The sequence below is a fragment of the Roseomonas sp. E05 genome (genome assembly GCF_030063475.1).
GTDB lineage: Bacteria > Pseudomonadota > Alphaproteobacteria > Acetobacterales > Acetobacteraceae > Pseudoroseomonas.
Genome location: NZ_JASIRT010000012.1, coordinates 102,363 through 125,989 on the forward strand (window position 1 = coordinate 102,363; position 23,627 = coordinate 125,989).

Annotated in this window: 29 protein-coding genes and 1 other RNA gene; 17 read left to right on the plus strand and 13 right to left on the minus strand. The window is 72.4% G+C overall.

The window, feature by feature from the left end:
- Positions 1 to 11: 11 nt before the first annotated feature.
- Entirely contained in the window at positions 12 to 929 is a 918-nt protein-coding gene (gene ltnD, locus QMO56_RS14175; protein WP_283526666.1) for an L-threonate dehydrogenase, read from the minus strand.
- 121 nt (positions 930 to 1,050) lie between these two features.
- Between ltnD and QMO56_RS14180 the strand changes: the two genes are divergently transcribed.
- The 7 genes from QMO56_RS14180 (at position 1,051) to QMO56_RS14210 (ending at position 6,124) form a co-directional block, all read left to right on the plus strand.
- Positions 1,051 to 1,770: a DUF1868 domain-containing protein gene (locus QMO56_RS14180; RefSeq protein WP_283526597.1), complete on the plus strand. Its 720-nt coding sequence runs from the start codon at positions 1,051 to 1,053 to the stop codon at positions 1,768 to 1,770.
- Positions 1,771 to 1,844: 74 nt separating this feature from the next.
- Positions 1,845 to 2,360 carry a hypothetical protein gene (locus QMO56_RS14185; protein WP_283526598.1) on the plus strand — a complete coding sequence of 172 codons (516 nt, stop codon included), beginning with the start codon at positions 1,845 to 1,847 and terminating at the stop codon, positions 2,358 to 2,360.
- Positions 2,361 to 2,408: 48 nt separating this feature from the next.
- Entirely contained in the window at positions 2,409 to 2,678 is a 270-nt protein-coding gene (locus QMO56_RS14190) for a DUF3140 domain-containing protein (protein ID WP_283526599.1), read from the plus strand.
- Between the two features lie 385 nt (positions 2,679 to 3,063).
- Positions 3,064 to 4,302 (plus strand): methyltransferase, encoded by a 1,239-nt coding sequence (locus tag QMO56_RS14195; RefSeq protein ID WP_283526601.1) that lies wholly within the window; start codon positions 3,064 to 3,066, stop codon positions 4,300 to 4,302.
- 10 nt (positions 4,303 to 4,312) lie between these two features.
- A complete protein-coding gene (locus QMO56_RS14200; protein WP_283526603.1) occupies positions 4,313 to 4,813 on the plus strand; it encodes a YdcF family protein in 501 nt (166 codons plus the stop codon).
- Between the two features lie 87 nt (positions 4,814 to 4,900).
- Positions 4,901 to 5,086 (plus strand): hypothetical protein, encoded by a 186-nt coding sequence (locus QMO56_RS14205; protein WP_283526604.1) that lies wholly within the window; start codon positions 4,901 to 4,903, stop codon positions 5,084 to 5,086.
- An 81-nt stretch (positions 5,087 to 5,167) separates the two neighbouring features.
- Positions 5,168 to 6,124: an SMP-30/gluconolactonase/LRE family protein gene (locus QMO56_RS14210; protein ID WP_283526606.1), complete on the plus strand. Its 957-nt coding sequence runs from the start codon at positions 5,168 to 5,170 to the stop codon at positions 6,122 to 6,124.
- Positions 6,125 to 6,386: 262 nt separating this feature from the next.
- Here QMO56_RS14210 and QMO56_RS14215 read toward each other — a convergent pair whose 3' ends face one another.
- Both QMO56_RS14215 and nudC read right to left on the minus strand, forming a co-directional pair.
- The gene (locus QMO56_RS14215; RefSeq protein ID WP_283526608.1) at positions 6,387 to 6,686 is read right to left on the minus strand and encodes a phosphoribosylamine--glycine ligase; all 300 of its coding nucleotides are present in this window, start codon (positions 6,684 to 6,686) and stop codon (positions 6,387 to 6,389) included.
- Positions 6,683 to 7,609: an NAD(+) diphosphatase gene (gene nudC, locus QMO56_RS14220; protein WP_283526610.1), complete on the minus strand. Its 927-nt coding sequence runs from the start codon at positions 7,607 to 7,609 to the stop codon at positions 6,683 to 6,685. The genes QMO56_RS14215 and nudC overlap by 4 nt, the downstream gene beginning before the upstream one ends.
- A gap of 106 nt (positions 7,610 to 7,715) precedes the next feature.
- Between nudC and ffs the strand changes: the two genes are divergently transcribed.
- From ffs to recR, 4 genes are all read left to right on the plus strand, one after another.
- Positions 7,716 to 7,807, plus strand: an RNA gene (gene ffs / locus QMO56_RS14225) — signal recognition particle sRNA small type.
- An 85-nt stretch (positions 7,808 to 7,892) separates the two neighbouring features.
- Positions 7,893 to 9,767, plus strand: a complete 1,875-nt coding sequence (locus QMO56_RS14230; protein WP_283526612.1) for a DNA polymerase III subunit gamma/tau — start codon at positions 7,893 to 7,895, stop codon at positions 9,765 to 9,767.
- 28 nt (positions 9,768 to 9,795) lie between these two features.
- Entirely contained in the window at positions 9,796 to 10,137 is a 342-nt protein-coding gene (locus QMO56_RS14235; RefSeq protein ID WP_283526614.1) for a YbaB/EbfC family nucleoid-associated protein, read from the plus strand.
- 2 nt (positions 10,138 to 10,139) lie between these two features.
- Positions 10,140 to 10,745 (plus strand): recombination mediator RecR, encoded by a 606-nt coding sequence (gene recR, locus QMO56_RS14240; protein ID WP_408906529.1) that lies wholly within the window; start codon positions 10,140 to 10,142, stop codon positions 10,743 to 10,745.
- A gap of 43 nt (positions 10,746 to 10,788) precedes the next feature.
- Here the strand turns inward: recR and QMO56_RS14245 are convergent, their stop codons facing one another.
- On the minus strand, positions 10,789 to 12,564 hold the full coding sequence (locus QMO56_RS14245; protein ID WP_283526618.1) for a glycerophosphodiester phosphodiesterase family protein: 1,776 nt from the start codon (positions 12,562 to 12,564) through the stop codon (positions 10,789 to 10,791).
- Between the two features lie 216 nt (positions 12,565 to 12,780).
- Here QMO56_RS14245 and QMO56_RS14250 point away from each other — a divergent pair, with 216 nt between their 5' ends.
- A complete protein-coding gene (locus tag QMO56_RS14250) occupies positions 12,781 to 13,251 on the plus strand; it encodes a hypothetical protein (RefSeq protein WP_283526620.1) in 471 nt (156 codons plus the stop codon).
- A 7-nt stretch (positions 13,252 to 13,258) separates the two neighbouring features.
- Here the strand turns inward: QMO56_RS14250 and QMO56_RS14255 are convergent, their stop codons facing one another.
- From QMO56_RS14255 to QMO56_RS14270, 4 genes are all read right to left on the minus strand, one after another.
- The gene (locus tag QMO56_RS14255) at positions 13,259 to 14,116 is read right to left on the minus strand and encodes an EcsC family protein (RefSeq protein ID WP_283526621.1); all 858 of its coding nucleotides are present in this window, start codon (positions 14,114 to 14,116) and stop codon (positions 13,259 to 13,261) included.
- Positions 14,117 to 14,131: 15 nt separating this feature from the next.
- Complete coding sequence (gene hslU / locus QMO56_RS14260; RefSeq protein WP_283526668.1) at positions 14,132 to 15,457, minus strand: ATP-dependent protease ATPase subunit HslU; 1,326 nt, start codon at positions 15,455 to 15,457, stop codon at positions 14,132 to 14,134.
- Positions 15,458 to 15,460: 3 nt separating this feature from the next.
- Positions 15,461 to 16,027 (minus strand): ATP-dependent protease subunit HslV, encoded by a 567-nt coding sequence (gene hslV, locus QMO56_RS14265; RefSeq protein WP_283526623.1) that lies wholly within the window; start codon positions 16,025 to 16,027, stop codon positions 15,461 to 15,463.
- A 107-nt stretch (positions 16,028 to 16,134) separates the two neighbouring features.
- The gene (locus QMO56_RS14270; RefSeq protein ID WP_283526625.1) at positions 16,135 to 16,416 is read right to left on the minus strand and encodes a hypothetical protein; all 282 of its coding nucleotides are present in this window, start codon (positions 16,414 to 16,416) and stop codon (positions 16,135 to 16,137) included.
- 178 nt (positions 16,417 to 16,594) lie between these two features.
- Between QMO56_RS14270 and hisB the strand changes: the two genes are divergently transcribed.
- From hisB to hisA, 5 genes are all read left to right on the plus strand, one after another.
- Positions 16,595 to 17,200 (plus strand): imidazoleglycerol-phosphate dehydratase HisB, encoded by a 606-nt coding sequence (gene hisB, locus QMO56_RS14275; RefSeq protein ID WP_283526627.1) that lies wholly within the window; start codon positions 16,595 to 16,597, stop codon positions 17,198 to 17,200.
- Positions 17,200 to 17,649 carry a DUF2628 domain-containing protein gene (locus QMO56_RS14280; RefSeq protein ID WP_283526628.1) on the plus strand — a complete coding sequence of 150 codons (450 nt, stop codon included), beginning with the start codon at positions 17,200 to 17,202 and terminating at the stop codon, positions 17,647 to 17,649. Before hisB ends, QMO56_RS14280 begins: the two co-directional genes overlap by 1 nt.
- Positions 17,646 to 18,299: an imidazole glycerol phosphate synthase subunit HisH gene (gene hisH / locus QMO56_RS14285; RefSeq protein WP_283526630.1), complete on the plus strand. Its 654-nt coding sequence runs from the start codon at positions 17,646 to 17,648 to the stop codon at positions 18,297 to 18,299. The genes QMO56_RS14280 and hisH overlap by 4 nt, the downstream gene beginning before the upstream one ends.
- Positions 18,300 to 18,869 (plus strand): GNAT family N-acetyltransferase, encoded by a 570-nt coding sequence (locus QMO56_RS14290; RefSeq protein WP_283526632.1) that lies wholly within the window; start codon positions 18,300 to 18,302, stop codon positions 18,867 to 18,869.
- Positions 18,870 to 18,940: 71 nt separating this feature from the next.
- Positions 18,941 to 19,660, plus strand: coding sequence for a 1-(5-phosphoribosyl)-5-[(5-phosphoribosylamino)methylideneamino]imidazole-4-carboxamide isomerase (hisA, locus tag QMO56_RS14295; RefSeq protein ID WP_283526634.1), 720 nt, complete (start codon positions 18,941 to 18,943; stop codon positions 19,658 to 19,660).
- Between the two features lie 262 nt (positions 19,661 to 19,922).
- On the opposite strand, the gene QMO56_RS14300 is transcribed toward hisA, so the two are convergent.
- From QMO56_RS14300 to QMO56_RS14320, 5 genes are all read right to left on the minus strand, one after another.
- Positions 19,923 to 20,513, minus strand: a complete 591-nt coding sequence (locus QMO56_RS14300) for a malonic semialdehyde reductase (RefSeq protein WP_283526636.1) — start codon at positions 20,511 to 20,513, stop codon at positions 19,923 to 19,925.
- Positions 20,514 to 20,650: 137 nt separating this feature from the next.
- Positions 20,651 to 21,214, minus strand: a complete 564-nt coding sequence (locus tag QMO56_RS14305; protein WP_283526638.1) for a NifU family protein — start codon at positions 21,212 to 21,214, stop codon at positions 20,651 to 20,653.
- Between the two features lie 130 nt (positions 21,215 to 21,344).
- Complete coding sequence (locus tag QMO56_RS14310) at positions 21,345 to 21,824, minus strand: universal stress protein (RefSeq protein WP_283526640.1); 480 nt, start codon at positions 21,822 to 21,824, stop codon at positions 21,345 to 21,347.
- Positions 21,824 to 22,657 carry a TIGR02186 family protein gene (locus QMO56_RS14315; RefSeq protein WP_283526642.1) on the minus strand — a complete coding sequence of 278 codons (834 nt, stop codon included), beginning with the start codon at positions 22,655 to 22,657 and terminating at the stop codon, positions 21,824 to 21,826. The genes QMO56_RS14310 and QMO56_RS14315 overlap by 1 nt, the downstream gene beginning before the upstream one ends.
- A 10-nt stretch (positions 22,658 to 22,667) precedes the next feature.
- On the minus strand, positions 22,668 to 23,582 hold the full coding sequence (locus QMO56_RS14320; RefSeq protein ID WP_283526644.1) for a sulfite exporter TauE/SafE family protein: 915 nt from the start codon (positions 23,580 to 23,582) through the stop codon (positions 22,668 to 22,670).
- Positions 23,583 to 23,627: the final 45 nt, after the last annotated feature.

A 23,627-nucleotide genomic window follows, 5' to 3' on the forward strand; every position in this document is an offset into this window, starting at 1 on the left:
CCGGCCTTTTCTTATGCCTTGCCTTCTGCCGGCGCCTTGCTGTCCCCAGGCAGCGCGATGCCGGCGAGTGCCTGCCAGACGCGAATGACGAAGCCGTCATCCTTCTGCCCCTGCCCCATGGCATGCGCCGCCGTGAAGAGTTGCTGCGCCTGCGCTGCCAGCGGCACCGGGAAGCCCAGCGAGCGGGCCATTTCCGTCACCAGCCCCAGGTCCTTCACGAAGATGTCCACCGCCGAGCGCGGCGCGTCGTCGCCCGTCAGCACCCGTGCCATACGGTTCTCGAACATCCAGGAGTTGCCCGCGGCCGAGGTGACGACGTCGTAGAGCGTCTTCGGGTCCGCCCCGGCGCGGATGCCAAGCGCCATGGCCTCCGCCGCCACGGCGATATGCACCCCGGCGAGGAGCTGGTGCACCACCTTCACCGTGGCGCCTAGTCCTGGCGCCTCGCCGAGCCGCCAGACCTTGATGGCAATGGCGTCCAGCACGGGTGCCGCCTTGCCGAAGGCCGCCGCGCCGCCGGCGGCCATCACGGTCATCGCGCCCTCGCGCGCCTTGGCCGCCCCGCCCGAGACAGGCGCGTCGAGCGGCAGCATGCCGGCCTCTTCCAGCCGCGCCGCGATGCGGCGGGCCGCGTCCGGCGCCATGGTGGCGCAGGAGAGCACCACCGCGCCCCGCGCCAGGCGGGGCAGGGCGCCCTCGGGGCCGAACAGCGCCGCCTCGGTCTGCGCGGCATTCACCACCAGCACCACCAGGGCCTCGGTGCCCTGCGGCAGTTCGGCGGCGCTGGCCACCGCCGCGCCACCGGCGGCGACGAACTCGTCGCGTGCCGCCGGGCGGGGGTCGCAGCCCGTCACCGCGAGCCCGGCCCGCAGCAGCGACAGCGCCGCGCCCATCCCCATGCTGCCCAAGCCGATGACGCCAACCTGCATGGTCATCTCCTCCCGTTCCTCCGCCGCAGGGTGGCGCCGGGCGTGGCGGCTGCCAAGGCAGCCCCTTTTCAGCGGCGCGCGGATGCCTGCTGATGCGCTCCATGACCGCCGCAGGACCCGCATGCCGCCCGATACCGCCATCGCCCGCCTGACCGGGAGGCCGGGCCAGCCGCATCCCGTGCCCGGGGTGAAGTTCGCCCCGGACGGTACGGCGCTGCCCTTTGCGGGGAACACGGTGCTCTGCCCCCTGCCGCCGGAGGCGCCGGAGCATGCCGCGCTGGCAGCGATCGCCGCCGAACTGGCCGCGGCGCCGGGCTGGGGCACAAAGCTCGTCGCGCTGGACCCCGCCAGCTTTCACATGACGGTGTTCAACGGCGTGCACGACCGCGCGCGCCACCCGCAGGACTGGCCCGCCGGCCTGCCGCTCGATGCCTCCGTCCCCGGAGTGACGCGGCACTTTGCCGATTGCTTGAACGGGTTCCACGTGCCCGGCGGCTTCACCATGCGCCCGACCGCGCTCGGCCCGACCTCCGGCGGCGGCACGGTGCTGTGGCTGGAGCCGCAGGATGTCGCCACCGCGCAGCGGCTCGCCGCCCTGCGGCAGGCGCTGGCGCGGAGACTCGGCCTGAGGCGCGCGAGCCATGGCCGCTACGCCTTCCATCTCACGTTGAACTACTCCCTTGCCTGGCTGGACCCGCCCGAGGCGGCCGGCTTGACGGCGGCACAGCGCCGCCTCGGCGAGGCCTTCGCCATCCGGTACCCCGTGCTGCGCTTCCCCGCGCCCAGCCTCTGCGCCTTCGAGACGCTGAACGCCTTTCGCCCGGTCCTGCGACTCGGCTGAGGGAGTGGGCTGAGGAGTCGGGGCAACTGGCCCGTTGTCCCTCACGTTGCAGGTGGCGCAGCGGAGATGGCGAAATGGCCGGAACGGCGGAGAAGACCGATCCAAGGCTCTGGGAGAAGGTGAAGCGCAAGGTCACGCACGGGGCCAGGGGCGGCAAGCCCGGCCAGTGGTCGGCCCGCAAGGCGCAGCTCGCGGTCAGCGAGTACAAGGCGGAAGGCGGCGGCTATCGCGGCCCCAAGTCGGCCGACAATCATCTGGAGCAGTGGCAGCGCGAGGACTGGGGCACCAAGTCCGGCCGCAGGAGCGGCACGACCGGCGAGCGTTACCTGCCGCGCAAGGCGCGCGAATCGCTCTCCGGCGAGGAGTACCGCCGCACGACCGCCAAGAAGCGCGCCGACAGCCGCAAGGGCCGTCAGTCCAGTGCCCAGCCGGAGGAGGTGGCGCGCAAGACTGCCACCGCCCGCCGCACCGCCGATGTGGAAAGCACCACCAAGGCGGCGCTGCTGGCCGAGGCGCGGCGGCGCGACATTCCCGGCCGCTCCCGCATGAACAAGGGCGAACTGGCCAGGGCGCTGGGGCGTGCGGCATGACGGGGGCGGCGAAGGACCGCAGGGCGATCCGCCGGGTTCCGCCGGGTGGTGAACAGGCCGCCGGCGAAGCCGCGCCAATGGGTGAAGAGCGGAGAAAGCCGCTCGGCCGGCATGGCGCCCGGTGGAGAGAAGGTGGCCGGCCCGAAGCAGCATGAAGCCGTCGGCCACCACATGGGCGCGCATTTGGCGGTCAGAGCCCTCCGGCAGGCCGGGCTGACCGAGGCAGGCTGGGCCGACATGCTCAAGGTCGTCGGTTACGTCCACCGGCACATGGCGCAACGGCCGATGTCAGCGACACCCGCTGGCGGAGGCCGCTGATGAACGAGGGGGCATGATCCGCTTGCCGGCTGAGCGGGGCCAAGGAGGCGCTGCCTCCTTGGATCCTCCGCCGGGGGGACAGTGTCCCCCCGGACCCCGCCAGGAACGGCCGCTGCGTCGCCTCGCGCCGGGGGGCAAGGAACGAATGCCGGGGTCCGGGGTGGTTCAACCACCCCGGCGGGAGGGTCCAGGGAGGGCGGCGCCCTCCCTGGCCGCGTCACTCAAAGGCGTAGAGGGCGATGCGCACCAGCGCGCTCACCGCCAGCAACACGAGGACGATGCGGGAAAGGGTGGAAATCGGCGGCATGGACCGGAGATGGGGGGGCCGGGCCCCGGCGGGAAGCCCGCTGGCGCACCCGCCGCGCATCGCCTATCCCAGCGGGCCATGGACGCCACCGATGCCCGCCTCGCCGCGCAGTACGAAGCCTATCCCTACCCGCAGCGCGACCCGCGCGAGGAGGCGAAGCGGCTGATCGTCGGCAGCCCCAGCCACCTGCGCGAGATCGACCATTGGATCTTCGGCGCCCGCCGCCCGGCGAGCCAGCCCCTGCGCGCGCTGATGGCCGGCGGCGGCAGTGGCGACGGCACCATGATGCTGGCCCAGCAGATGGCCTGGGCCGGGCGCCCTGGCGAGGTGGTCTGGCTCGATCGCTCGGCCGCCGCGCGGGAGGTGGCGGAGGCGCGGGCCAGGGCGCGCGGCCTGACCAACATCCGCTTCGTCGGCGGCTCGCTGCTGGACCTGCCGGAACTCGGGCTGGGCGAATTCGACTACATCGATTGCTGCGGCGTGCTGCACCACCTGCCCGACCCGGCGGCGGGGCTGGCGGCGCTGGCGGGGGCGCTGGCGCCGGGCGGCGGCCTTGGGCTGATGGTCTATGCCCCGCATGGCCGCACCGGCGTCTACATGCTGCAGGACGCGCTGCGCCTGCTCGCCCCCGATTCCGAGCCGCCGCCCGAGCGCGTGGAGGCCGCGAAGCGCCTCTGGAAGCAGGCGCCCGAGACCGCCTGGCTGCGCCGCAATCCCTGGATCACCGACCATCTCGACGGCGGCGACGCCGGCCTCTACGACCTGCTGCTGAACCCGCGGGACGCCGCCTTCACCGTGCCCGCCCTGGCGCGGCTGATCGAGGGGGCAGGGCTTACGCTCCGCTGCTTCGTCGAGCCGCTGCGCTACGACCCCGACCGCTACCTGAACGACCCGAAGCTGCGCGCCCGTACCGCGCGGCTGGACCCGGTGGCGCGCGCGGCGCTCGCCGAGGCCATCACCGGCAACATGGGCATCCACATCGCCTACTGCACGCGCGACCCGGCACCGCTGCCGGACTGGGAGAACCCCGCCGCCATCCCCGTTCTGCGCGAGCTGGATGGCCCGGCTCTGGCCAGGGGCCTGCCCGCGGACGGCGTGCTGCGCGTCACCTTCGACGGGCTGCGCGTCGGCGTGCCGGTGCCGCGCCTGGCGGCGGCCATCCTGGCGCAGGTGGACGGGCGGCGCAGCCTTGGCGAGATCGGCGGCGTGCTGGCGGGGCGCGGCATCTCCCGCGAGGCCTATGCCCGCGACCTGGCCGCCCTGCGCGGCGCGATGGAGCCGCTGAACCGGCTCCTGCTGGCGGCCCCGCCCGGATGAGCCACCCCCGATGAGCAGGCCGGCCATTGTCATCTTCGGCGCGGCGGTGCGGGCCGATGGCGGCCCCAGCCTGACCATGCGCCGCCGGGTGATGGCCGCCGCCGCCTTCGGCGCCACGCTGCAGGACCCCCTCTACATCCCGACCGGCGGGCAGGGCCGCAACGGCCCGCCCGAGGCCGAGGTGATGGCGCGGCTGCTGCAGGATCTCGGCGTGCCCGGCCCCGCCATCCGGCCGGAGCTCACCGCCACTGACACGCTCAGCTCCGCCCGCGCCTGCGCCCGGATGCTGCAAGGCCATGAGGGGCCGGTCTTTGCCGTCAGCAGCGGCTATCATCTGCTGCGCTGCGTGATGCTGCTGCGCACCTTCGGCGTGCCGGCCCACGCCGCACCGCCGCCCGAGGCCGCCCATGACTGGCGCGAGCGCTGGTGGTGGCGGGCGCGTGAGGGGCTGGCGCTCCCCTACGACGCCCTCCTGGCGGGCTGGGAAAGACTGCGGCGGCGCCAGGACTGAGACGCCACGCCGCCGCCGCGATGGAACGGCGCCGCCGCTTCGGCGTTCAGGACGGGTGTTCCAGGCAGAGCAGAAGGGAGGCCCCGCATGACCGCCAAGCCGCCGGAAGGTCCGAAGGCCCGCTACCCCGCCGAAAAGGCCTCGGAGGGCTACATCCCGAAACCCCCCTCCGGGCGCGAGCAGGACCGGATCAGCGAGGCCCAGGCGCTGATCACCGACGAATGGACCGGCGATCCGCCGGCGCAGAAAAAGCCCGGACAGCGCAATCCCTGAGCGCCGATTGACGGCTGCCCCTCCCTGGCCGTGCCGTGGCGCCCATGGCAGGCTGCGGCCGCCCGAAGGGAGAGAGGCCCGATGATTCAGAACGAGACGCCCTGGGAGCCGAGCCAGCGCTACCCGGACCCGCGCTTCCGCGCCTTCCATCCTTCCTTCCACCGCTTCCGGGCGATGAACGGGGCGGTGGAGAAGCTGGCCGGCGGCTGCCGCTGGGCGGAGGGGCCGGTCTGGTTCGGCGACCATCGCGCCCTGCTGTGGTCCGACATCCCGAACGACCGCATCCTGCGCTGGGACGAGGTCACCGGGCAGGTCACGGTGTTCCGCCAGTCCTCCAACTTCGCCAATGGCAACACGCGGGACCGGCAGGGCCGGCTCGTCACCTGCGAGCATGGCGGCCGCCGCGTCACCCGCACCGAGCATGACGGCCGCATCACCGTGCTGGCCGACCGCTACGACGGCAAGCGGCTGAACTCGCCGAACGACGTCGTGGTGAAGTCGGACGGCAGCGTCTGGTTCACCGACCCGCCCTTCGGCATCGCCGGCCATATCGAGGGCCACAAGGCCGAGCCCGAGCTGCCGCACGGCGTCTACCGCATCGACGGCCAGACCGGCGCCGTGACGCTGCTGACCGACGAACTGGCCGGCCCCAACGGCCTGGCCTTCTCGCCCGACGAGCGCATCCTCTATGTGGTGGAGAGCCGCGCCGAGCCGCGCCGCATCGCCGCCTATGACGTGACGGAAGACGGGCGCATCGCGAACCGCCGCGTGGCCGTGCAGGGCGAGCCGGGCGACACGCCGGACGGCTTCCGCCTGGACACCGAGGGCAATCTCTGGTGCGGCTGGGGCATGGGCGGGCCGGACTTCGACGGCGTCCGCGTGTTCAGCCCGCAGGGCGAGCCGCTCGGTCATATCGACCTGCCGGAACGCTGCGCCAATCTCTGCTTCGGTGGCCTTTACCGGAACCGGCTGTTCATGGCGGCCTCACGCTCGATCTACAGCGTGCTGCTGACGGTACAGGGCGTCGCAGGCGGCTGAAAGCGGAGCAGGGGGCGCTGCCCCCTGATCCCCGCCGGGGTGGCAGTGCCACCCCGGACCCCGCCTTGCGTTTTTTGCTCTCAGGCTTCCAGGCGCGCGCTTGCCGGATGGCAGGAACATTCAAACGGCAGCGCATACGGCACCGGCAGTCGCCGGAGGGCCATGCCCTCCGGCGCGAAGCGATGCAGTGGCCGTTGCTGGCGGGGTCCGGGGGGATACTATCCCCCCGGCGGGGGCCCAGGGGGCAGCGCCCCCTGGCCTTTCACCGCGGTGGCCCCGGCGATTCGACGCCGCCCGGCGAGGCGAGCCCGTTGCGACGCAGGCAGTCGCGATAGGCGCGCAGCTCCGCCACCCGCATGTCGTGCATCACCCGGTCCCGGTTGTTGGGGTTGTTCATGTTCAGCTGCCGGGCGAAGTCGTCCACGGACTGGGCCTTCCGCGCCTCATCGCGGCAGGCCGCCTGCACCGGCGAGAGCGGCTCGTCGGTCGGGATGGGGCTGGGCGTCCTGGCGCAGGCGGCGAGCAGCGGCAGCAGGGCCAGGAGAGGGAGGGTGCGCATCATTCGGCCTCCAGCCAGTCCTCGATCAGCCGCCGCGCGATCGAGTCGAGGCGCGGCAGCGCGAAGCCGTGCTGCTCCGGGGCGCGGATCTCGGCGCGGGTGAACCAGCGCGCGTCGCGCAGCTCCTCCGGGTCGATGCTGATCTCGCCGGAGAGCGCCTCGGCATGGAAGCCGAGCATGATCGAGGCGGGGAAGGGCCAGGGCTGCGAGGAGTGGTAGTGCACCGCGCCGACCTGCACGCCGACCTCCTCCATCACCTCGCGCCGCACCGCCTCCTCCAGGCTCTCGCCCGGCTCCACGAAGCCGGCCAGCGTCGAGTACATCACGCTGTTGGGGAAACGGGTGGAATGGCCGAGCAGGGCGCGAGGGCCGTCCGTCACCAGCATGATCACCGCCGGGTCGGTGCGCGGGAAGTGCTGCGCATTGCAGACCGTGCAGGCCATGGCATTGCCGGCCGAGCGCGGCTCGCAGGCGCCGCCGCAGACGCCGCAGAAGCGGTGCCGCACGCGCCAGTGCATCAGCCCGCGGGCATGCGCCAGCACGCTGGCCTCGCCCGGCGGCAGCAGGCCGGCCACGGCGCGCAGATCGGTGAAACCGCCGAAGCCCTCGGGGAGCAGGGGGAGGGGGTCCTCGGCGGCGGAGCAGTCCACCGCGAAGACCGGGCGGCCGTCCCACAGGCCCAGGAAGGCCCAGGGGCCGCCGGCCATGCGCACCGCCTCGGCGGCGGCGGGGGAGAGCAGGACGGCCTCCGGGTGGCCTTCCTCGACACCTCGCATCAGCGAGCGGCTGCGCCAGACCGGCACGTAGAGCGCCTCGGGCGAGCTCAGGGCGGCGTTGATGAAGTCGGCATCCTCCCGCCGGCCGGAGGCGCGGTCGAGGGGGCTGCCGGTATAGGCGTTGGGACGGGAAGCCGGGATGGACAGCATGCTGCCCCGGACCCTGCCACGCGGCGGCCGCCCCGGCAACCGGCCGGGAGTTTCGCCACCCCCCCCTTGCTCCGGCGGGGGCCAGGCATGATATTGGGCGGTGGAAGGTCGGCGGCGGACAGGCGCCTCGCCAACCCGGTCAGGTCCGGAAGGAAGCAGCCGCAACGAGTTTCCGTCTGGGTCGTTCCGCCGGTCTTCCACCGGAGGCCTCCCCCATCTGGCGGCCTTCCAAACTCCCGCCCCACGGCCCGCCGCGGCCAGCACCGGATTCACGCCGCGCGCCATGCCAAGCGACCTGCTCCCCGACAGCCTCGACCAGCCGCCCCCGCCCGAGGGGCCGGGCCTGTTCGGCGAGGAGCCCGCGCCGGCCGCCGCTGCGCCCGCCCCGGCCGCCGCCGAGGCGCCGGCCACCCCCTACCGCGTCCTCGCCCGCAAGTACCGCCCGCAGACCTTCGCCGACCTGATCGGCCAGGAGGCGCTGGTGCGGACCTTGAGGAATGCCTTCGCGCAGAACCGGGTGGCGCATGCCTTCATGCTCACCGGCGTGCGCGGCGTCGGCAAGACCACCACCGCCCGCATCATCGCCCGCGCGCTGAACTGCGTCGGGCCGGACGGGAATGGCGGCCCGACCGCCGATCCCTGCGGCGTCTGCCCGGAATGCCAGGCGATCCTGGCTGACCGCCACCCGGACGTGCTGGAGCTGGACGCCGCCTCCAACAACGGCGTGGACAATATCCGCGAGCTGCGCGAGGCGGTGCGCTACCGCCCGGCCCGGGCGCGCTTCAAGGTCTATATCCTTGACGAGGTCCACATGCTCTCGACAGCGGCGTTCAACGCGCTGCTGAAGACGCTGGAGGAACCGCCGCCCCAGGTCAAATTCCTCTTCGCAACGACCGAGATCCGCAAGGTCCCGACCACCATCCTCTCGCGCTGCCAGCGCTTCGACCTGCGCCGCGTGCCGCAGGAGCAGCTGCGCGCGCATTTCGCCCGCATCGCCGAGGCCGAGGCCGTGCCCGCCTCCGAGGAGGCGCTGGCCATGGTCGCCCGCGCGGCGGACGGCTCGGTGCGCGACGGTCTTTCCCTGCTCGACCAGGCCATCGCCCAGGCCGCCGGCAGCCCGGAGGGCGTGCAGGCCAACCTGGTGCGGGACATGCTGGGCCTCGCGGACCGCGGCCTGCTCTTCGACCTGCTGGAGGCCACCTTCCAGGGCGACATCGCCGCCGTGCTGGCCGCCATGGACCGCGGGCATGAGCGCGGCGCCGATCCCGGCGTGGTGCTGGCCGACCTGCTGGACCTCACCCACACCCTGACCCGCCTGCGCGCCGTGCCCGCCCTGCGGCAGGACCCCGCGCTGCCCGAGGCGGAGCGGGTGCGCGGCGTGGCGCTGGCGGAAAAGCTTTCGGTGCCCGTGCTGGGCCGTGCCTGGCAGGTGCTGCTGAAGGGCATCAGCGAGGTGGCCGAGGCGCCGGACCGCCGCGCGGCGGCCGAGATGGTGCTGATCCGCCTCGCGCATCTGGCCGACATGCCGACGCCGGGCGACCTGGTGAAGCGGCTGACCGAGGGCGGCGCCAGCCTTGCGCAGCCCGGAATGGCGCAGCCCGGCCTGGCACCCGGCGGCGGCGGCAGCCGTGCCATGGCCGGCGGCGGCGCCGTGATGGCCGCCGAGCCCGCTCCCGCCGCCCCGCCGCAGCCGCGCAACTTCCGCGAGGTGGTGGCGCTGGCCTCCGGCCGGGCGCCGATGCTGCATGCCCACCTGCTGCACCACACGCATCTGGTGGGTTTCGCCCCCGGCCGCATCGAGCTGCGCCAGACCGAGAACGCCCCGCGCGACCTCGCCGCCCAGCTCTCGCGTCTGCTGCAGGAGCAGACCGGCAGCCGCTGGACCATCTCGCTGTCCAACGCGCCGGGCGAGCCGACCATCGCCGAGCAGCGCAGCCACGTCGCCAGCGAGCGGCTGGAGATGGCCAAGGCGCATCCCCTGGTGCAGTCCATCCTGCTCGCCTTTCCCGGCGCCCAGGTGGAGGCGCTGCGGGACGACAGCCTGGACGAATACGGCCTGCCGCCCATTCCGGAAGCGCCGGATGACGGGCCGGACTTCGCGCCGCCCGATGCCGAACCGGCCGATCTCGACGACTTCGACCCATCCGATTCCACCTGATTCCACCTGATTCCCTGGGGGAGAGCCCATGAAGAACCTTGGCGCGATGATGAAGCAGGCCCAGCAGATGCAGGCCCGCATGCAGGAAATGCAGGCCAAGCTGGAGGCCATGACGGTCGAGGGCGCCGCCGGGGCCGGCATGGTCAAGGTGACGCTGACGGGCAAGGGCGACCTGAAGCGCCTGGCCATCGACCCCAGCCTGATGGCGGCCGATGAGCGCGAGGTGCTGGAGGACCTGATCGTTGCCGCCCATGCCGACGCCAAGCAGAAGGTGGAGACGATGATGGCCGAGGAAATGCAGAAGGCCACGGCCGGGCTGAACATCCCGGGCATGGGCGGCGGCCTGGGCGGCTTCAAGCTGCCGTTCTGAGCATGTCGGGTGTGCGTGGCCCGGATCAGGTCGAGCGCCTGGTCGCCATGCTCGCCCGGCTCCCCGGCATGGGCCGGCGCAGCGCCCGCCGCGCCGCGCTGAAGCTGCTGCAGGACCCGGGCGGGCTGATGCTGCCGCTGGCGCAGTCGCTGCGCGAGACGGCGGAGGCGGTGCGCCCCTGCCGCATCTGCGGCAATCTCGACACCCAGGACCCCTGCCGCATCTGCACCGACCCCTCCCGCGAGCAGGAGGTGCTCTGCGTGGTGGAAGGTGTGGCCGACCTCTGGGCGCTGGAGCGCGCCCATGTCCATCGCGGCCTGTACCATGTGCTGGGCGGGGTGCTTTCGGCGCTGGCCGGCGTCGGCCCGGAGGACCTGCGGGTGGCCGCGCTGCTGGAGCGCGTGGCGGCGGGGGAGGTGCGGGAGGTGATCCTGGCGCTGCCCGCAACCGTCGATGGCGCCACCACGGCGCACTACCTGACCGACCGCCTGCGCCCCTCGGGCGTCGCCGTCACCCAGCTCGCCCAGGGCGTGCCGATGGGCGGGGCGCTGGACGTGATGGACGACGGCACCCTGGCGGCGGCGCTGAAGGCGCGGCGCCCGGCGTGAGGCGGGGCCGGCAGGGCACCGCCCCGCCGGCCCCGCCCGCCGCTCAGGCGAAGAGGAAGTCGCCGGCGCTCAGGCTGGCGGCCTCGACGCCGGCCAGGGTGATGCTGTCATCGGCATCGAGCTGGATCACGGCGCGCCCGCTCTGCGCGACGATCTGCAGCGCCTCGAAGCCCGTGAAGCCATAGGCGCTGACGTCGATCCGGTCCTGGCCCGGCGCGAAGCCGTTGATGCGGTCGGTGCCGGAACCGGGGGCGAAGACGAAGCGGTCGGCACCCGCCCCGCCCAGCAGCACGTCGTCGCCGGCGCCGCCGATCAGCACGTCGTTGCCTTCGCCGCCCTCCAGGCGGTCGGTGTCCGCGCCGCCATCCAGCCGGTCGGCGCCCGCCCCGCCCAGCAGCACGTCGTCGCCGGCGCCGCCGAGCAGCACGTCGTTGCCCTCGCCACCCGTCAGGCGGTCGGCGCCCGCACCGCCGTCCAGCCGGTCGTTGCCGATGCCGCCATCCAGCACGTCGTCGCCGTCATCGCCGAAGAGGCGGTCGTCGCCGGCGCCGCCGAACAGCCGGTCGTTGCCGGCCTGGCCGTAGAGGCCGTCATTGCCCTCGCCGCCCTCCAGGCGGTCATCGCCATTGCCGCCGAGCAGCACGTCATTGCCGCCCAGGCCCTTGATGAGGTCCGCGCCGTTGCCGCCGGCGATGTAGTCGATCACGTCGCCGCCGGTCAGGCGGTCATCGGCGTCCGTGGCGTCGCTGACCAGATAGGCGTTCAGCGTCTCGACGCCGATATCGGCGTTGTCGGTGAACAGGCCGTCCACGCCGAGCCTGATCAGCGCCAGGATCTCCTGCTCCGCCGTCTGCGGCGTGCCGTCCGGGTTCAGCGCCTGGAAGCTCTCCTCGGCGCGGACGGTGTAGGGGATCACCTCCAGCCCGGCGGCATGCGCGTTTTCCACCAGCGGGCTGACCGCCCCGGTCAGCGTGTAGCGCATCTCGGCCACGCCATCGCCATCGGCATCCACCGGCTCCGCCAGGCGCGCGCGCAGGCGGATGGCGTCCTTGCTGGGCCCCACCGCGTCGGCATAGCGCGCGATCGCCGCCAGGGCCTCGGGGGTGGAGGCGTTGCCGAGCTGCACCAGCGGGATGTCCACGCCGGCCGCCGGCATGATGCTGTCATGCAGGGCGATCAGGTTGCCGGATTCGAAGGACTGGATGTAGACGCGGTCGGGGTCGGTGAAGCCTTCCGCCACCAGCACCTCGATCAGCATCTCGCTGGTGTCGTAGCCGATCGACTCGAAATAGGTCGGGTGCTTGGTCTCGGGCGCGATGGCGATCTGGCGGCCCGTCTCGGCCTCGACCTGCTTCACCAGGCCGATGATCTCCTCCAGCGTCACGAGCTGGAACTGCCCGTCATAGGACTGGCTCTCCGGCCGCGCGTCGCCGAGGCGTTCCTTGGCGCGCAGCGTCTTCAGCTCGTCGAGCGTGAAGTCCTCGATGAACCAGTCGGTGACGGTGGTGCCGTCGATCACCTTAGTGGTGCGGCGGTCGGCGAATTCCGGATGGTCGGCGACGTTCGTGGTGTCGGCCAGCAGCGGCTCGTGGCGGGCGATCAGGTGGCCGTCCTTGGTCGGCACCAGGTCGGGCTCGATGACCGAGACACCCATCTCGATCGCCAGCTTGTAGGCTTCCAGCGTGTGCTCGGGTCGGTAACCGCTGGCGCCGCGATGGGCGATGATGGTGGTGGGCAGGCCGTCAAGCGTGGCGAAGCTGACCATGGCGGCGTTCTCCGTCTGGCGTGGGTGGCGGTCGCGGGAGGCGAGGAGCGGCACCGCTTCTCGCCTGGTGCGGGGTCCGCTTAGGCGGCGGAGATGGCGCCTGGATGATCGAGGGGTTACGGCAGTGTTATATTGGCGGGCCTGTGCCGGGCTGGCCGCGGCAGGAGAGATCCGGCAGGCGCGACCGCTGCGGAGGCAAAGCGGATTTTCCTTGAAATTCACGAATCCGTGATGAGAGAAAGGGGCTCTCCTCCAAAATCGAGGGTGGCCATGACGACGATCGCCTGGGACGGGACCACGCTGGCTGCGGACCGCCGCATCAGCAGCGGCACGACGACCTACTCCACCACCAAGATCCGCCGCACCGACGATGGCCGCCTGATCGGCGCCACGGGCGATTTCGGCGTCTGCACGCAGATGCTGGAGTGGCTGGAGAAAGGCGGCGACCGCCCGAACTGCCAGGACAGCGACCGCTGGGCCTCGGCGCTGGAGATCCTGCCGGACGGCATCTGCTGGATGCACAACCGCGACAGCCGCTGGCCGGTGGAGGACGGTTTCGTCGCCATCGGCTCGGGGCGGGACTATGCCATGGCCGTCATGGCGCTCGGCCACGCGGCGGCGAAGGCGGTGGAGGTCGCCGCCCGCTTCGATCCCGGCACCGGCAACGGCATGGATCTGCTGGAGCTGACTCCGGCCGCCGCCGAGGCGGCGCCGGAGGACGGCATCAAGCTGGTGGCCTGAGGGGCCTTCAGGCGGTGCGATGCCTCGCCCGCGCCGCCAGCACCTCATAGGCCGAGCGCACGGCATCGGCGCCGTATTCCCGCTCCAGCCGCCGGACGCAGAAATGCGCGCGGGCGATGGCGCGGAAATGCTCGAGGAAGGCGAGGTTCACCGCCGCCCCCGCCGCCGCCCCGAGTACCGGCGCGGCCTGCACCGAGAGCTTGAACATCAGCGGCCCGGTGAAGCGCGCGGCAATGGCGGCGATGAAGCGCGGCAGCAGCGCCGCGCTCATGTTCGGCAGGAACTGCGCCAGCGCCAGGCGGGTGGCGAAGTAGCCGGTCTCGCTCGCATCGTCCGCCGGGTTGGGGCCACCCAGGGCGAAGACCTTCAGGCACTCGGCGCCGGTTTCGGGTTGCGTCGGGTCTTCCCCGGCGGCGGCGGCCTCGGCCCCGATCTGCCGCAGCAGCAGCGTGGTCGAGACCGGCAGCTCCACCAGCGTGCCGGGCAGGCCGAAGGCGCCGCCCGCCGCGCCGCTGGCGGCGGCGAGGCCGCGGTGCAGCCATTCCGTGCTGAGCCCCGGCAGGCTGCGCCCGGGCTCGCTGCGCATGGCGGCCTCCAGCGCCTTGGCCAGCGCCTTGCGCACCGCCGTGTCCACCATGCCCCGCGCCGCGGCGGGCAGCCGCGCGCGCAGCGCCTCCACCGGCGTGCCGGCCATGCCGGCGAGCCGCGCGGCGAGCGAGGACTCGTCGAGCACCCGCCGCGCCTCGGCGAGCTGCGCCTCGGCCTCGGCAGGCAGCGGCAGGGGCGCGGGCAGGGTCTCGCTGCGGGTTTCCCTCTGGGTTTCCCCCTGGCTCTCCCCCTGGGTTTCGCCGGTCGTTTCGCTCATGCGCAGATGCCCCCGTTACAGGATGAAGCGGCTGAGGTCGGCGTTGGCGGCCAGCGGCGCGACCTTCTCCTTCACATAGGCCGCATCCACCCGCACCGTTTCACCCGCGCGGTCGCTGGCGCCGAAGGAGACCTCCTCCAGCAGCCGCTCCAGCACCGTGGCCAGCCGGCGGGCGCCGATATTCTCGACCCGCGCGTTGATCTCGGCGGCGAGGTCGGCGATCGCCTCGATGGCGTCCTCCGTCAGGTCGAGCGTGACGCCCTCGGTGCCCAGCAGCGCGACATACTGCTTCGCCAGGCTGTGCTCCGGCTCGGTCAGGATGCGGCGGAAGTCCTCCCGCGTCAGCGCGCCCAGCTCGACGCGGATCGGCAGGCGGCCCTGCAGCTCCGGCAGCAGGTCGGAGGGCTTGGCCACGTGGAAGGCGCCGGAGGCGATGAACAGCACGTGGTCGGTCTTCACCGGCCCGTACTTGGTGGTGATGGTGGTGCCCTCGATCAGCGGCAGCAGGTCGCGCTGCACGCCTTCACGTGAAACATCGCCGCCGCGGAAGCCGCCCTCGCCGGTGCGGGCGCAGACCTTGTCGATCTCGTCCACGAAGACGATGCCGTGGTTCTCGGCATGCTCGACAGCGGCGCGGGTCAGCTTGTCCTGGTCGAGCAGCCGGTCGGCCTCGTCCTGGGTGAGGGCGATGCGGGCCTCGGCCACCGTCATCTTGCGGTTGCGCGCCGGCTTGCCGAACATCTTGCCCATCATCTCCTGGATGTTGGCCATCTGCCCGGGCGGCATGCCCGGCATGTCCATCATCCCGATCGGCGTGCCGCCGCCCTGGTCGGCAACCTGGACCTCGACCTCCTTCTGCTCGATCTGGCCCTCGCGCAGCATGCGGCGGAACTTCATCCGCGTCTCGCCCGAGGCGCCCTCGCCGACCAGCGCGGTGATCAGCCGCTCCTCGGCCGCCAGCTCCGCCTTGGCCTGCACCTCCTTGCGCGCGGCCTCCCGCGTGCGGGTGATGGAGACCTCGATCAGGTCACGGACGATGCTCTCCACGTCCCGCCCGACATAGCCGACCTCGGTGAACTTGGTCGCCTCGACCTTGATGAAGGGGGCATCGGCCAGGCGGGCCAGGCGGCGGGCGATCTCGGTCTTGCCGCAGCCCGTCGGGCCGATCATCAGGATGTTCTTCGGCACCACCTCCTCGCGCATCCCCTCGGGGAGCTGCTGGCGGCGCCAGCGGTTGCGCAGGGCGATGGCGACGGCGCGCTTCGCCTCATGCTGGCCGACGATGAAGCGGTCCAGCTCGGAGACGATCTCGCGCGGGGAGAGATTGACGGTCTCGGTCATCATTCAGAGGGTTTCCAGCACGAAGCGGCCATTGGTGTAGACGCAGATGCCCGCGGCGATGGTCATGGCCTTCTTCGCGATCTCCTCGGCGGTGAGGCCGTCCACGTCGATCAGGGCACGCGCGGCGGCCAGCGCGAAGTTGCCGCCCGAGCCGATGCCGATGATCTCGTCCTCCGGCTCCAGCACGTCGCCATTGCCGGTGATCAGCAGGGAGCGGCTCTTGTCGGCCACCGCCAGCAGCGCCTCCAGCCGGCGCAGGTAGCGGTCGGTGCGCCAGTCCTTGGCCAGTTCCACGGCGGCGCGTTCGAGCTGGTCGGGGAAGCGCTCCAGCTTGGCCTCAAGGCGCTCCAGCAGGGTGAAGGCATCGGCCGTGGCGCCGGCGAAGCCCGCCAGCACACGGCCATTGGCGATGCGGCGCACCTTGCGCGCATTGCCCTTGACCACGGTCTGCCCGAGGCTGACCTGGCCATCGCCGGCCATGGCCACCTTGCCGTCCTTGCGCACGCACAGGATGGTGGTGCCGTGCCAGCCAATCGGATCGTTGATCTGAGTCTGGGAAGTCACGTTCATGCAGGGCAGATGGCATCGCGCCCCCGCGGCCACAAGCGGGGGGCGCCGCGAGCCGGACCTCGGCGGTTCGGCCGCCCCGCCGCCCGCCCCAAGGGCGATCGCAGTGGCTATTCCGGTGGCTGCGCAGGGTGCGGCGGTTTCCTCCGCCTCTCGGGCGGCCGGGTCAGCCACGCCAGCCTGAGCCGCTGCTGCGGCGGGGGCTCCAGGAAGCGCACGCGCAGCAGGCCCTCGGCGTGATGCACCACCCGCGCTTGCAGCGCGCCCAGCGCCTCGACCTCCAGCACGACGCGCTGACCCCGCCGCGCCGGCAGGCTGAGTGCCAGGGCGCCCAGGGTCATGGCGCGGCGAGTCAGGGCGTGGCGGAAGGCAGTGCCGGTGCGCGGCGGCACGGAGTGGCAACTCCTTGTGACGGCAGGGGCGCTGCGCAGGGTGACTGCCGGGGCTTGCCAAAGGAGGAAGCCGCTGCGGCGTGCCCGGGCGCGCCGCCTTTCCCCGTCCTCCGTCCTGCGTTTGCCGTGCTGTGTTCTCCCCTGGGCAAGCCCCCCTCCGCCGGTCTAGGAAGCGCCCATGGAGTCCAAGCCCCGCACTGCCGACATCGCCCGCAGCACCAGCGAGACGGAGATCCGCATCTCCCTCGGCCTGGACGGCGCCGGCCATGGCGAGATCGCCACCGGCATCGGCTTCCTCGACCACATGCTGACCGCCCTGGCGCGGCACGGCATGCTGGACCTGCAGGTGGAGGCCAAGGGCGACCTGCACATCGACTTCCACCACACCACCGAGGATGTGGGTATCGTGCTCGGCCAGGCGGTGAAGCGCGCACTGGGCGACAAGCGCGGCATCCGCCGCTACGGCCATGCCGTGGTGCCGATGGACGAGGCGCTGGCCGAGGCCGCCATCGACATCTCCGGCCGCCCCTTCCTGGCCTGGAACGTGAGCTTCCCGCGCGACAAGGTCGGCGCGATGGACACCGAGCTGTTCGAGGAGTTTTTCCGCGCCTTCGCGACGAATGCCGGCATCACGCTGCATGTCGTCCAGCGCGCGGGCAGCAATGCCCACCACATCGCCGAGGCCGCCTTCAAGGCGGTGGCGCGGGCGCTGCGGCAGGCCGTGGAGCATGACCCGCGCGCCGGCGGCGCCATCCCTTCCACCAAGGGCACGCTGGAGGGCTGATGCGCGCCTGGACCGTCCACTCGCCGCCGGAGCCGCCCCGCGCCTCGGTGCCGTCGGCCGGGAAGCCGGCGGCCGAGGCCCCGCGGCGCCGGAAGCGGCCGGCCGGGCTGGTGCTGGTGCCCGAGCGCTTCTCGCTGCTCGCCGCGCTGTTCCCGGCGCTGTGGTTCCTGATGCACCGGATGTGGCTGGTGCTGGTGATCTATCTGGCGCTCGCCGTCCTGGCGGCGGTGCTGCTGCCGGCGGGCACCGGCTTCTATGTCGGGCTCGCGGCGCAGGTGCTGGTCGGGCTGCACGCGCAGGACCTGCGGCGCTGGACCCTGGCGCGGCAGGGTCGCCCCGCCGTCGGCGTGGTGCTGGGGCGGGACGAGGAGGCGGCGCTGCTGCGCGCACTGGCCGCCCGCCCGGACTGGGCGCGGCTGGAAGCCGGCATGGAAGGCAGGATGGCATGAAGGTCGCGGTCGTCGATCCCGGTTCGGGCAATCTCGCCTCGGTGCTGCGGGCGCTGCATCGCGCCGCGCGCGATGGCGGGCATGCCGCCGAGATCACCGTCGAGACCCGGCCGGAGGCGGTGGCGAAGGCCGATCGCATCGTGCTGCCGGGGCAGGGCGCCTTCGCCGCCTGCCGGCACGGGCTGGACGCCATGCCCGGCATGGTGGAGGCGGTGCAGGAGGCGGCCGGCCGCCGCGCCGTGCCCTTCCTCGGCATCTGCGTCGGCATGCAGCTGATGGTACAGCGCGGCCTGGAGCATGGCGTGACGCCCGGCCTCGGCTGGATCGCCGGCGAGATGGCGCCGATGGACCCGCGCGACGCCGGGGGAAACCCGCTGCCGCTGCCGCAGATGGGCTGGAACGCGCTGGACTTCACGCCGGGCGCGCACCCCGTGCTGGAAGGGCTGAAACCGGGCGATTACGCCTATTTCGTGCATTCCTATGCGTTGGCCGGTGGCCGGCCGGAGGAGATCCTGGCGACCACCGACTATGGCGGGCCGGTGGTCGCCATCATCGGCCGCGACAACCTGTTCGGCACCCAGTTCCATGTCGAGAAGAGCCAGTTCACCGGGCTCCGCATGCTGGCAAACTTTCTCTCCTGGCGCCCCTGAATGACCACGACTGAGCATGAACTCCTCGTCGAGCGCACCGAGGCGCTGGATGAGGCGGAACTCGCCGATCTCTGCGAGGCGACGGACGCGGCGATCATCGAGGGCGGCGGCTTCGGCTGGGTCGAGCCGCAAGGCCGCGAGGCGCTGGCGCGGCATTTCCGCGGCGTGCTGCTGGTGCCGGCGATCGAGCTGTTCATCGCGCGGCTGGACGGCGTGCCGGTCGGCTCGGCGCAGCTCATCCGCCCGCCGCGCAACAACGAGGCGCAGGCCTTCAGCGCCCAGCTCACCCATGCCTATGTGGCGCCCTATGCGCGGGGCCATGGCCTGGCGCGGCTGATGGTGCGCCGGGTGGAGGAGCGCGCCGCCGCGCTGGGCCACCGCGTGCTGAACCTGGACGTGCGGGAGACGCAGACCACCGCCATCGCGCTGTTCGAGGGCATGGGCTACACCCGCTGGGGCACGCATCCGGCCTATGCGCGGGTGCGCGGCCGCACAGTGGCCGGCCACTACTACCACAAGCTGCTGGAGCCGCCGCATGGCCGCGCGCTCGACCTGCGCGCCGGCGCCTGACTGACAGAAAAAAGACGGGGGTTCGGGGGAATTCCGTCCCCCGACCTTTTTCTCCGACCGGACCTCGCCCCATGCCCTTCACCCTCTACCCCGCCATCGACCTGAAAGCCGGCCAGGTGGTGCGCCTCAAGCGCGGCGACATGGCGCAGGCCACCATCTATGGCGACCCGGCCACCCAGGCCCGCGCCTTCGACGAATCGGGCTTCGAGTGGCTGCATGTGGTGGACCTGGACGGCGCCTTTGCCGGCCGCCCCGCCAATGCGGAAGCCGTCGCCGCCATCCTCGCCGCCACCACCCGCCCGGTGCAACTCGGCGGCGGCATCCGCGACATGGCGACGGTGGAGGCCTGGCTCGCGCGCGGCATCGCCCGCGTGATCCTCGGCTCGGCGGCGGTGAAGGACCCGGATTTCGCCCGCGCCGCCTGCCGCGCCTTCCCGGGCAAGGTGGCCGTCGGCATCGACGCCCGGGAGGGCATGGTGGCCACCGAGGGCTGGGCCGAAGTCAGCAGCGTCTCCGCCCTCGACCTGGCGCTGGCCTTCGAGGATGCCGGGGCGGCGGCCATCATCCACACCGACATCGAGCGGGACGGGATGCTGGGCGGCGTCAATGTCGAGGCCACGGCAGAGCTGGCCCGGCGCCTCGCTACCCCGGTCATCGCCTCGGGTGGCGTCGCGGGCGTGGCCGACATCGCCGCGCTGAAGGCCACCGGCAGCGTGGCGGGCACCATCATCGGGCGCGCGCTCTATGACGGGCGCCTGACGCCGGACGAGGCGCTGGCGGCGAGCCGGTAGGAAAAAGGCCGGGGGAAGGAATTCCCCCAGGCCCCCATCTTTTTCTTCGAGTTGGCGGCTCCGGACCTTTTCTCCATCCGGCCGCGGGGCAGGGGGCGGAGGTTGCCTCCTGGCGCAGCCCATGGCGCGCGCTCCGGCTCGATGGTGGAGACCATCCCGAACGGCTGACGGACCACCGCGCTGCTACCGGCGCGCAAACCGGCAGAAAAAAGATGGGGGTTCGGGGGAATTCCTTCCCCCGACCTTCTTCTTTCTGCGCCGCTCAGGCGAGCTGCACGGCCTCGTCGAAGCCGAGGCGGGGCAGGCGGCCGAACAGGCCGGAGGCGTCGCCATAGCCCAGGTTGACCAGCATGTTGGACTTGCAGCTGCCATCGGGGAAGAAGGCGGCATCCACCTTGGCATTGTCGAAGCCGCTCATCGGGCCGGTGTCGAGGCCGAGCGAGCGGGCCGCCAGGATCAGGTACGCCGCCTGGAGGGAGGCGTTGCGGAAGGCGGTCGCCTCCGCGAAGGCCGGGCTGCTGGTGAACCAGGACTTGGCATCGGCATGCGGGAAGAGCACCGGCAGCTTGTCGTAGAACTTCACGTCCCAGGCGACCACGACCACCACCGGGGCAGTCATCGTCTTCTCCAGATTGCCGGAGCTGAGGGCGGGGCGCAGCTTCTCCTTGCCCTCGGGTGTCCGGATGAAGACGAAGCGGGCCGGCTCGCAGTTGGCGCTGGTGGGGCCCATCTTCACCAGGTCGTACAGCTCGCGCAGCGTCTCGTCGGAGACGGGGCGGTCCTGCCACTTGTTGTGCGTGCGGGCGGTCCGGAAGAGCTGGTCCAGGGCGGCGCTGTCGAGGGGTTCGGCCATATCGGTCACTCCAGTGCGGTGCACCAGAATGGGGGCAGCGGCGCCCTCTGCCAATCCTGCCCGGGAATGGGCTTCATTCATCCCCTGAATGCTGCGGGCGGAAGCGGGGGGCGGCGAACCGCCCCCGCAGTCCGGCCTCAGGCCTCGACCTGCTCCACGGCGACCACTTCCGGCACGTAGTGGCGGAGCATGTTCTCGACGCCGTGCTTCAGCGTGGCGCGCGAGGAGGGGCAGCCGGAGCAGGCACCCTGCAGGTGCAGCCGGACGATGCCGTCGCGATAGCTGCGGAAGACGATGTCGCCGCCATCCCCGGCCACCGCCGGGCGCACGCGGGTGTCGAGCAGCTCCTTGATCTGGGCGACGATCTCGGCATCCGCCGGGTCGCTGTCCTCCAGCGCCGCCTCGCCCTCGGCCTCCAGCACCACCGGGCGGCCGGCCATGTAGTGTTCCATGATGGCGCCGAGCACCTGCGGCTTCAGCGCCTGCCAGTCGGTCTCGTCGACTTTGGTGACGGTGACGAAGTCGCCGCCCAGGAAGACGCGGGCGACACCCTCCAGCCCGAACAGGCGTTCGGCCAGCGGGCTGCGGCCGGCGGTCTCGGCGCTGGTGAAGTCGGCGGTACCGCGCTGCCCCATGACATCCTGGCCGGGCAGGAACTTCAGGGTGGCAGGGTTGGGCGTGGCTTCCGTCTCGATGAACATGGGTCTGGCTTTTCCGTGCGTGGAGGTCGGGTTCTGGCTATCCGAGATTTGGGCAATCGGGGCCGCTCCCGCAACCCGCGCCGTCATTCGCCACAGGCGGGACAGGGGCGAGCCGGGGCGGCCCGGCGGCTCAGGTGACGCGCTCCAGCTCCTTGTCGTCCAGGTTGCCTGGCACGATGGTCATCGGCACGCGCAGGCGCGGTGCGTAGCGGCCGGTCAGCGCGGTGATCAGCGGGCCCGGCGCGCCACCGCTCGCCGCGGTGGCCAGGATCAGGATGGAGAGGCGCGGGTCCTCGTCGAGCAGCGCCAGCAGCTCGTCGCGCGGCTCGCCCTCGCGGATCAGCAGGATCGGCAGGCCGCCGGTGATCTCCTGCACCTCGGCGGCGAGGCCGGAGAGCAGCTTCTCCGCCTCCTCCCGCCGCTCCTCCTGCAGCATGGCGCCGACGCCGGCCCATTCCACGGTGCCTTCCTCCTCGATCACCCGCAGCAGGGCGACGCGGCCGCCGCCGTTCTTGGCGCGCAGGCAGGCATAGCGCAGGGCGACACGGCGCTCCGGGCTGTCATCGACAACCACCAGGAAGACGCGGTCGCGTCGGGCGGCTTCGGGCATCAACCCCTCCGGAACAGCACGCTGCCCAGCCAGCCGGCGAAGGCCGCGAGCAGGACGCAGATCAGGCCGTATAGCACCGGCTGCCCGGTTGCGACATCGGCGATGCGGGCGGCGGCCCCGACGCGCACGACGCGGAAGCCCAGCTCCTGCCGCGCCACCACGCGGCCCTCGCGCAGCAGCAGCACGGAGACCTGGTAGTCGCCGGTATCGGTGGTGGCGGGTAGCGGCAGGCGGGCGCGGAACAGGCGGGCGCCGGAGACCTGCATCAGCGCCTCGTCCTCGTACCACAGCCGTGCATCCTGCTTCAGGCGCATCAGCGCCTCGCGGAAGGCGGGGTCCTGCGTGCCGCTGGCCTGCAGCGGCAGGTTGTCGAGGCCGAGCCGCTTGGCGTGCCGCTCCTCCGGCGGCAGCATCGCGCGCAGCGGGCGGGTGCCGGTGAGCAGGTAGAAGCCGGGAACCTGGCGGAAGCGCGCGGCGGCACCGTTGATCCAGAAGCCCAGCACACGCGTCTTGCGCCGCACCACCATCGGCTCCGGCGCGCTCTGCGCCACCACCAGCACATCGTCGCCACCCGGCCCGAGCAGCCGCTCGGTGGCCCCGAAGACCAGCACCTCGGTGCCGCTGAAGCCGGTGGTGATCTCGATGCGCGACTGCGACAGTTCCGCCACCAGCGGCGGACGGCCGTTGACGGGGGCGCCAGGGGCGGGCGGCGGGGGAGGCGGCAAGGCCAGGGGCGCGCCCGGCGCCGGCGGTGGAGGCTGCTGCGCCAGGACCGGCCCGGCGAGCAGCCCGAGGGCGAGGCCGAGCGCCAGCAGCGGCCGCGAGGCTCTCATGCGGCCGGCCTCATGACGGGATCGGGCCGATGGCGAACTGGCTCGCCGGCGTGGAGATCAGTCCCCAGAGCAGGCTGGCGGCGACCGAGAGCACCAGCAGGCCGAGCAGCGCGCGCGTCTCCTCGCCGCGCAGCCGGGTGCCCATGGCGGCGCCGAACTGCGCCCCGGCCACGCCGCCCAGCAGCAGCAGCAGGGTCAGCACGATGTCCACGCTGCCGGTCTGCACCGCCAGCAGCATCGTCACGTTGGCGGAGACGAAGACCACCTGGAACAGCGAGGTACCGATCACCACCGCCGTCGGCATCCCCAGCAGGTAGATCATCGCCGGCACCAGCATGAAGCCGCCGCCCACACCCATGGTGGCCGAGAGCGCGCCGATGCAGAAGCCGACCAGCAGCGGCGGGATGACGGAGATGTAGAGCCGCGACTTGCGGAAGCGCAGCTTCAGCGGCAGGCCGTGCATCCAGAAATGCGGGTGCAGCCGCACCGGCCCGGTCTGCCGGCGGCGGCGCAGGATGGCGCGCACGCTCTCCCGCACCATCAGCCCGCCGACGCTGCCGAGCACGACGATGTAGAGCACCGACACCGCCAGGTCGAACTGGCCGAGATGGCGCATCCAGTCGAAGAGCTGCACGCCGACCGCCGAGCCGGTGAAGCCGCCGGCCAGCAGCACCATTCCCATCCGCACGTCCACATTGCCGCGCCGCCACTGCGCCAGCAGGCCGGAGACCGAGGCGCCGAGCGTCTGGTTGGCGCCGCAGGCGACGGCGACCGGGGCAGGGATGCCGATCAGGATCAGGATCGGCGTCAGCAGGAAGCCGCCGCCGACGCCGAACAGGCCGGACAGCCAGCCGATGCCGAAGCCGATGCCCAGAAGCAGCAGCGCATCCACCGACATCTCGGCGATGGGCAGGTAGACCTGCATCGCGTTCCCACTCTTCACGCCACGAGGGAAGGGCCGGCGATTCGA

Bases quoted from the DNA above. Each gene is read 5' to 3' on its own strand.
- QMO56_RS14195 (WP_283526601.1), top strand. From the start codon at position 3,064: ATGGACGCCACCGATGCCCGCCTCGCCGCGCAGTACGAAGCCTATCCC.
- hisB (WP_283526627.1), top strand. From the start codon at position 16,595: ATGGAGTCCAAGCCCCGCACTGCCGACATCGCCCGCAGCACCAGCGAG.
- QMO56_RS14255 (WP_283526621.1), bottom strand. From the start codon at position 14,116: ATGAGCGAAACGACCGGCGAAACCCAGGGGGAGAGCCAGGGGGAAACC.
- QMO56_RS14290 (WP_283526632.1), top strand. From the start codon at position 18,300: ATGACCACGACTGAGCATGAACTCCTCGTCGAGCGCACCGAGGCGCTG.
- QMO56_RS14215 (WP_283526608.1), bottom strand. From the start codon at position 6,686: ATGATGCGCACCCTCCCTCTCCTGGCCCTGCTGCCGCTGCTCGCCGCC.
- QMO56_RS14230 (WP_283526612.1), top strand. From the start codon at position 7,893: ATGCCAAGCGACCTGCTCCCCGACAGCCTCGACCAGCCGCCCCCGCCC.
- QMO56_RS14180 (WP_283526597.1), top strand. From the start codon at position 1,051: ATGCCGCCCGATACCGCCATCGCCCGCCTGACCGGGAGGCCGGGCCAG.
- QMO56_RS14300 (WP_283526636.1), bottom strand. From the start codon at position 20,513: ATGGCCGAACCCCTCGACAGCGCCGCCCTGGACCAGCTCTTCCGGACC.
- hslV (WP_283526623.1), bottom strand. From the start codon at position 16,027: ATGAACGTGACTTCCCAGACTCAGATCAACGATCCGATTGGCTGGCAC.
- QMO56_RS14250 (WP_283526620.1), top strand. From the start codon at position 12,781: ATGACGACGATCGCCTGGGACGGGACCACGCTGGCTGCGGACCGCCGC.
- QMO56_RS14315 (WP_283526642.1), bottom strand. From the start codon at position 22,657: ATGAGAGCCTCGCGGCCGCTGCTGGCGCTCGGCCTCGCCCTCGGGCTG.
- QMO56_RS14205 (WP_283526604.1), top strand. From the start codon at position 4,901: ATGACCGCCAAGCCGCCGGAAGGTCCGAAGGCCCGCTACCCCGCCGAA.
- QMO56_RS14210 (WP_283526606.1), top strand. From the start codon at position 5,168: ATGATTCAGAACGAGACGCCCTGGGAGCCGAGCCAGCGCTACCCGGAC.
- QMO56_RS14310 (WP_283526640.1), bottom strand. From the start codon at position 21,824: ATGCCCGAAGCCGCCCGACGCGACCGCGTCTTCCTGGTGGTTGTCGAT.
- QMO56_RS14305 (WP_283526638.1), bottom strand. From the start codon at position 21,214: ATGTTCATCGAGACGGAAGCCACGCCCAACCCTGCCACCCTGAAGTTC.
- ltnD (WP_283526666.1), bottom strand. From the start codon at position 929: ATGCAGGTTGGCGTCATCGGCTTGGGCAGCATGGGGATGGGCGCGGCG.
- QMO56_RS14280 (WP_283526628.1), top strand. From the start codon at position 17,200: ATGCGCGCCTGGACCGTCCACTCGCCGCCGGAGCCGCCCCGCGCCTCG.
- nudC (WP_283526610.1), bottom strand. From the start codon at position 7,609: ATGCTGTCCATCCCGGCTTCCCGTCCCAACGCCTATACCGGCAGCCCC.
- QMO56_RS14185 (WP_283526598.1), top strand. From the start codon at position 1,845: ATGGCCGGAACGGCGGAGAAGACCGATCCAAGGCTCTGGGAGAAGGTG.
- QMO56_RS14235 (WP_283526614.1), top strand. From the start codon at position 9,796: ATGAAGAACCTTGGCGCGATGATGAAGCAGGCCCAGCAGATGCAGGCC.
- hisA (WP_283526634.1), top strand. From the start codon at position 18,941: ATGCCCTTCACCCTCTACCCCGCCATCGACCTGAAAGCCGGCCAGGTG.
- recR (WP_408906529.1), top strand. From the start codon at position 10,140: ATGTCGGGTGTGCGTGGCCCGGATCAGGTCGAGCGCCTGGTCGCCATG.
- hslU (WP_283526668.1), bottom strand. From the start codon at position 15,457: ATGACCGAGACCGTCAATCTCTCCCCGCGCGAGATCGTCTCCGAGCTG.
- QMO56_RS14320 (WP_283526644.1), bottom strand. From the start codon at position 23,582: ATGCAGGTCTACCTGCCCATCGCCGAGATGTCGGTGGATGCGCTGCTG.
- hisH (WP_283526630.1), top strand. From the start codon at position 17,646: ATGAAGGTCGCGGTCGTCGATCCCGGTTCGGGCAATCTCGCCTCGGTG.
- QMO56_RS14200 (WP_283526603.1), top strand. From the start codon at position 4,313: ATGAGCAGGCCGGCCATTGTCATCTTCGGCGCGGCGGTGCGGGCCGAT.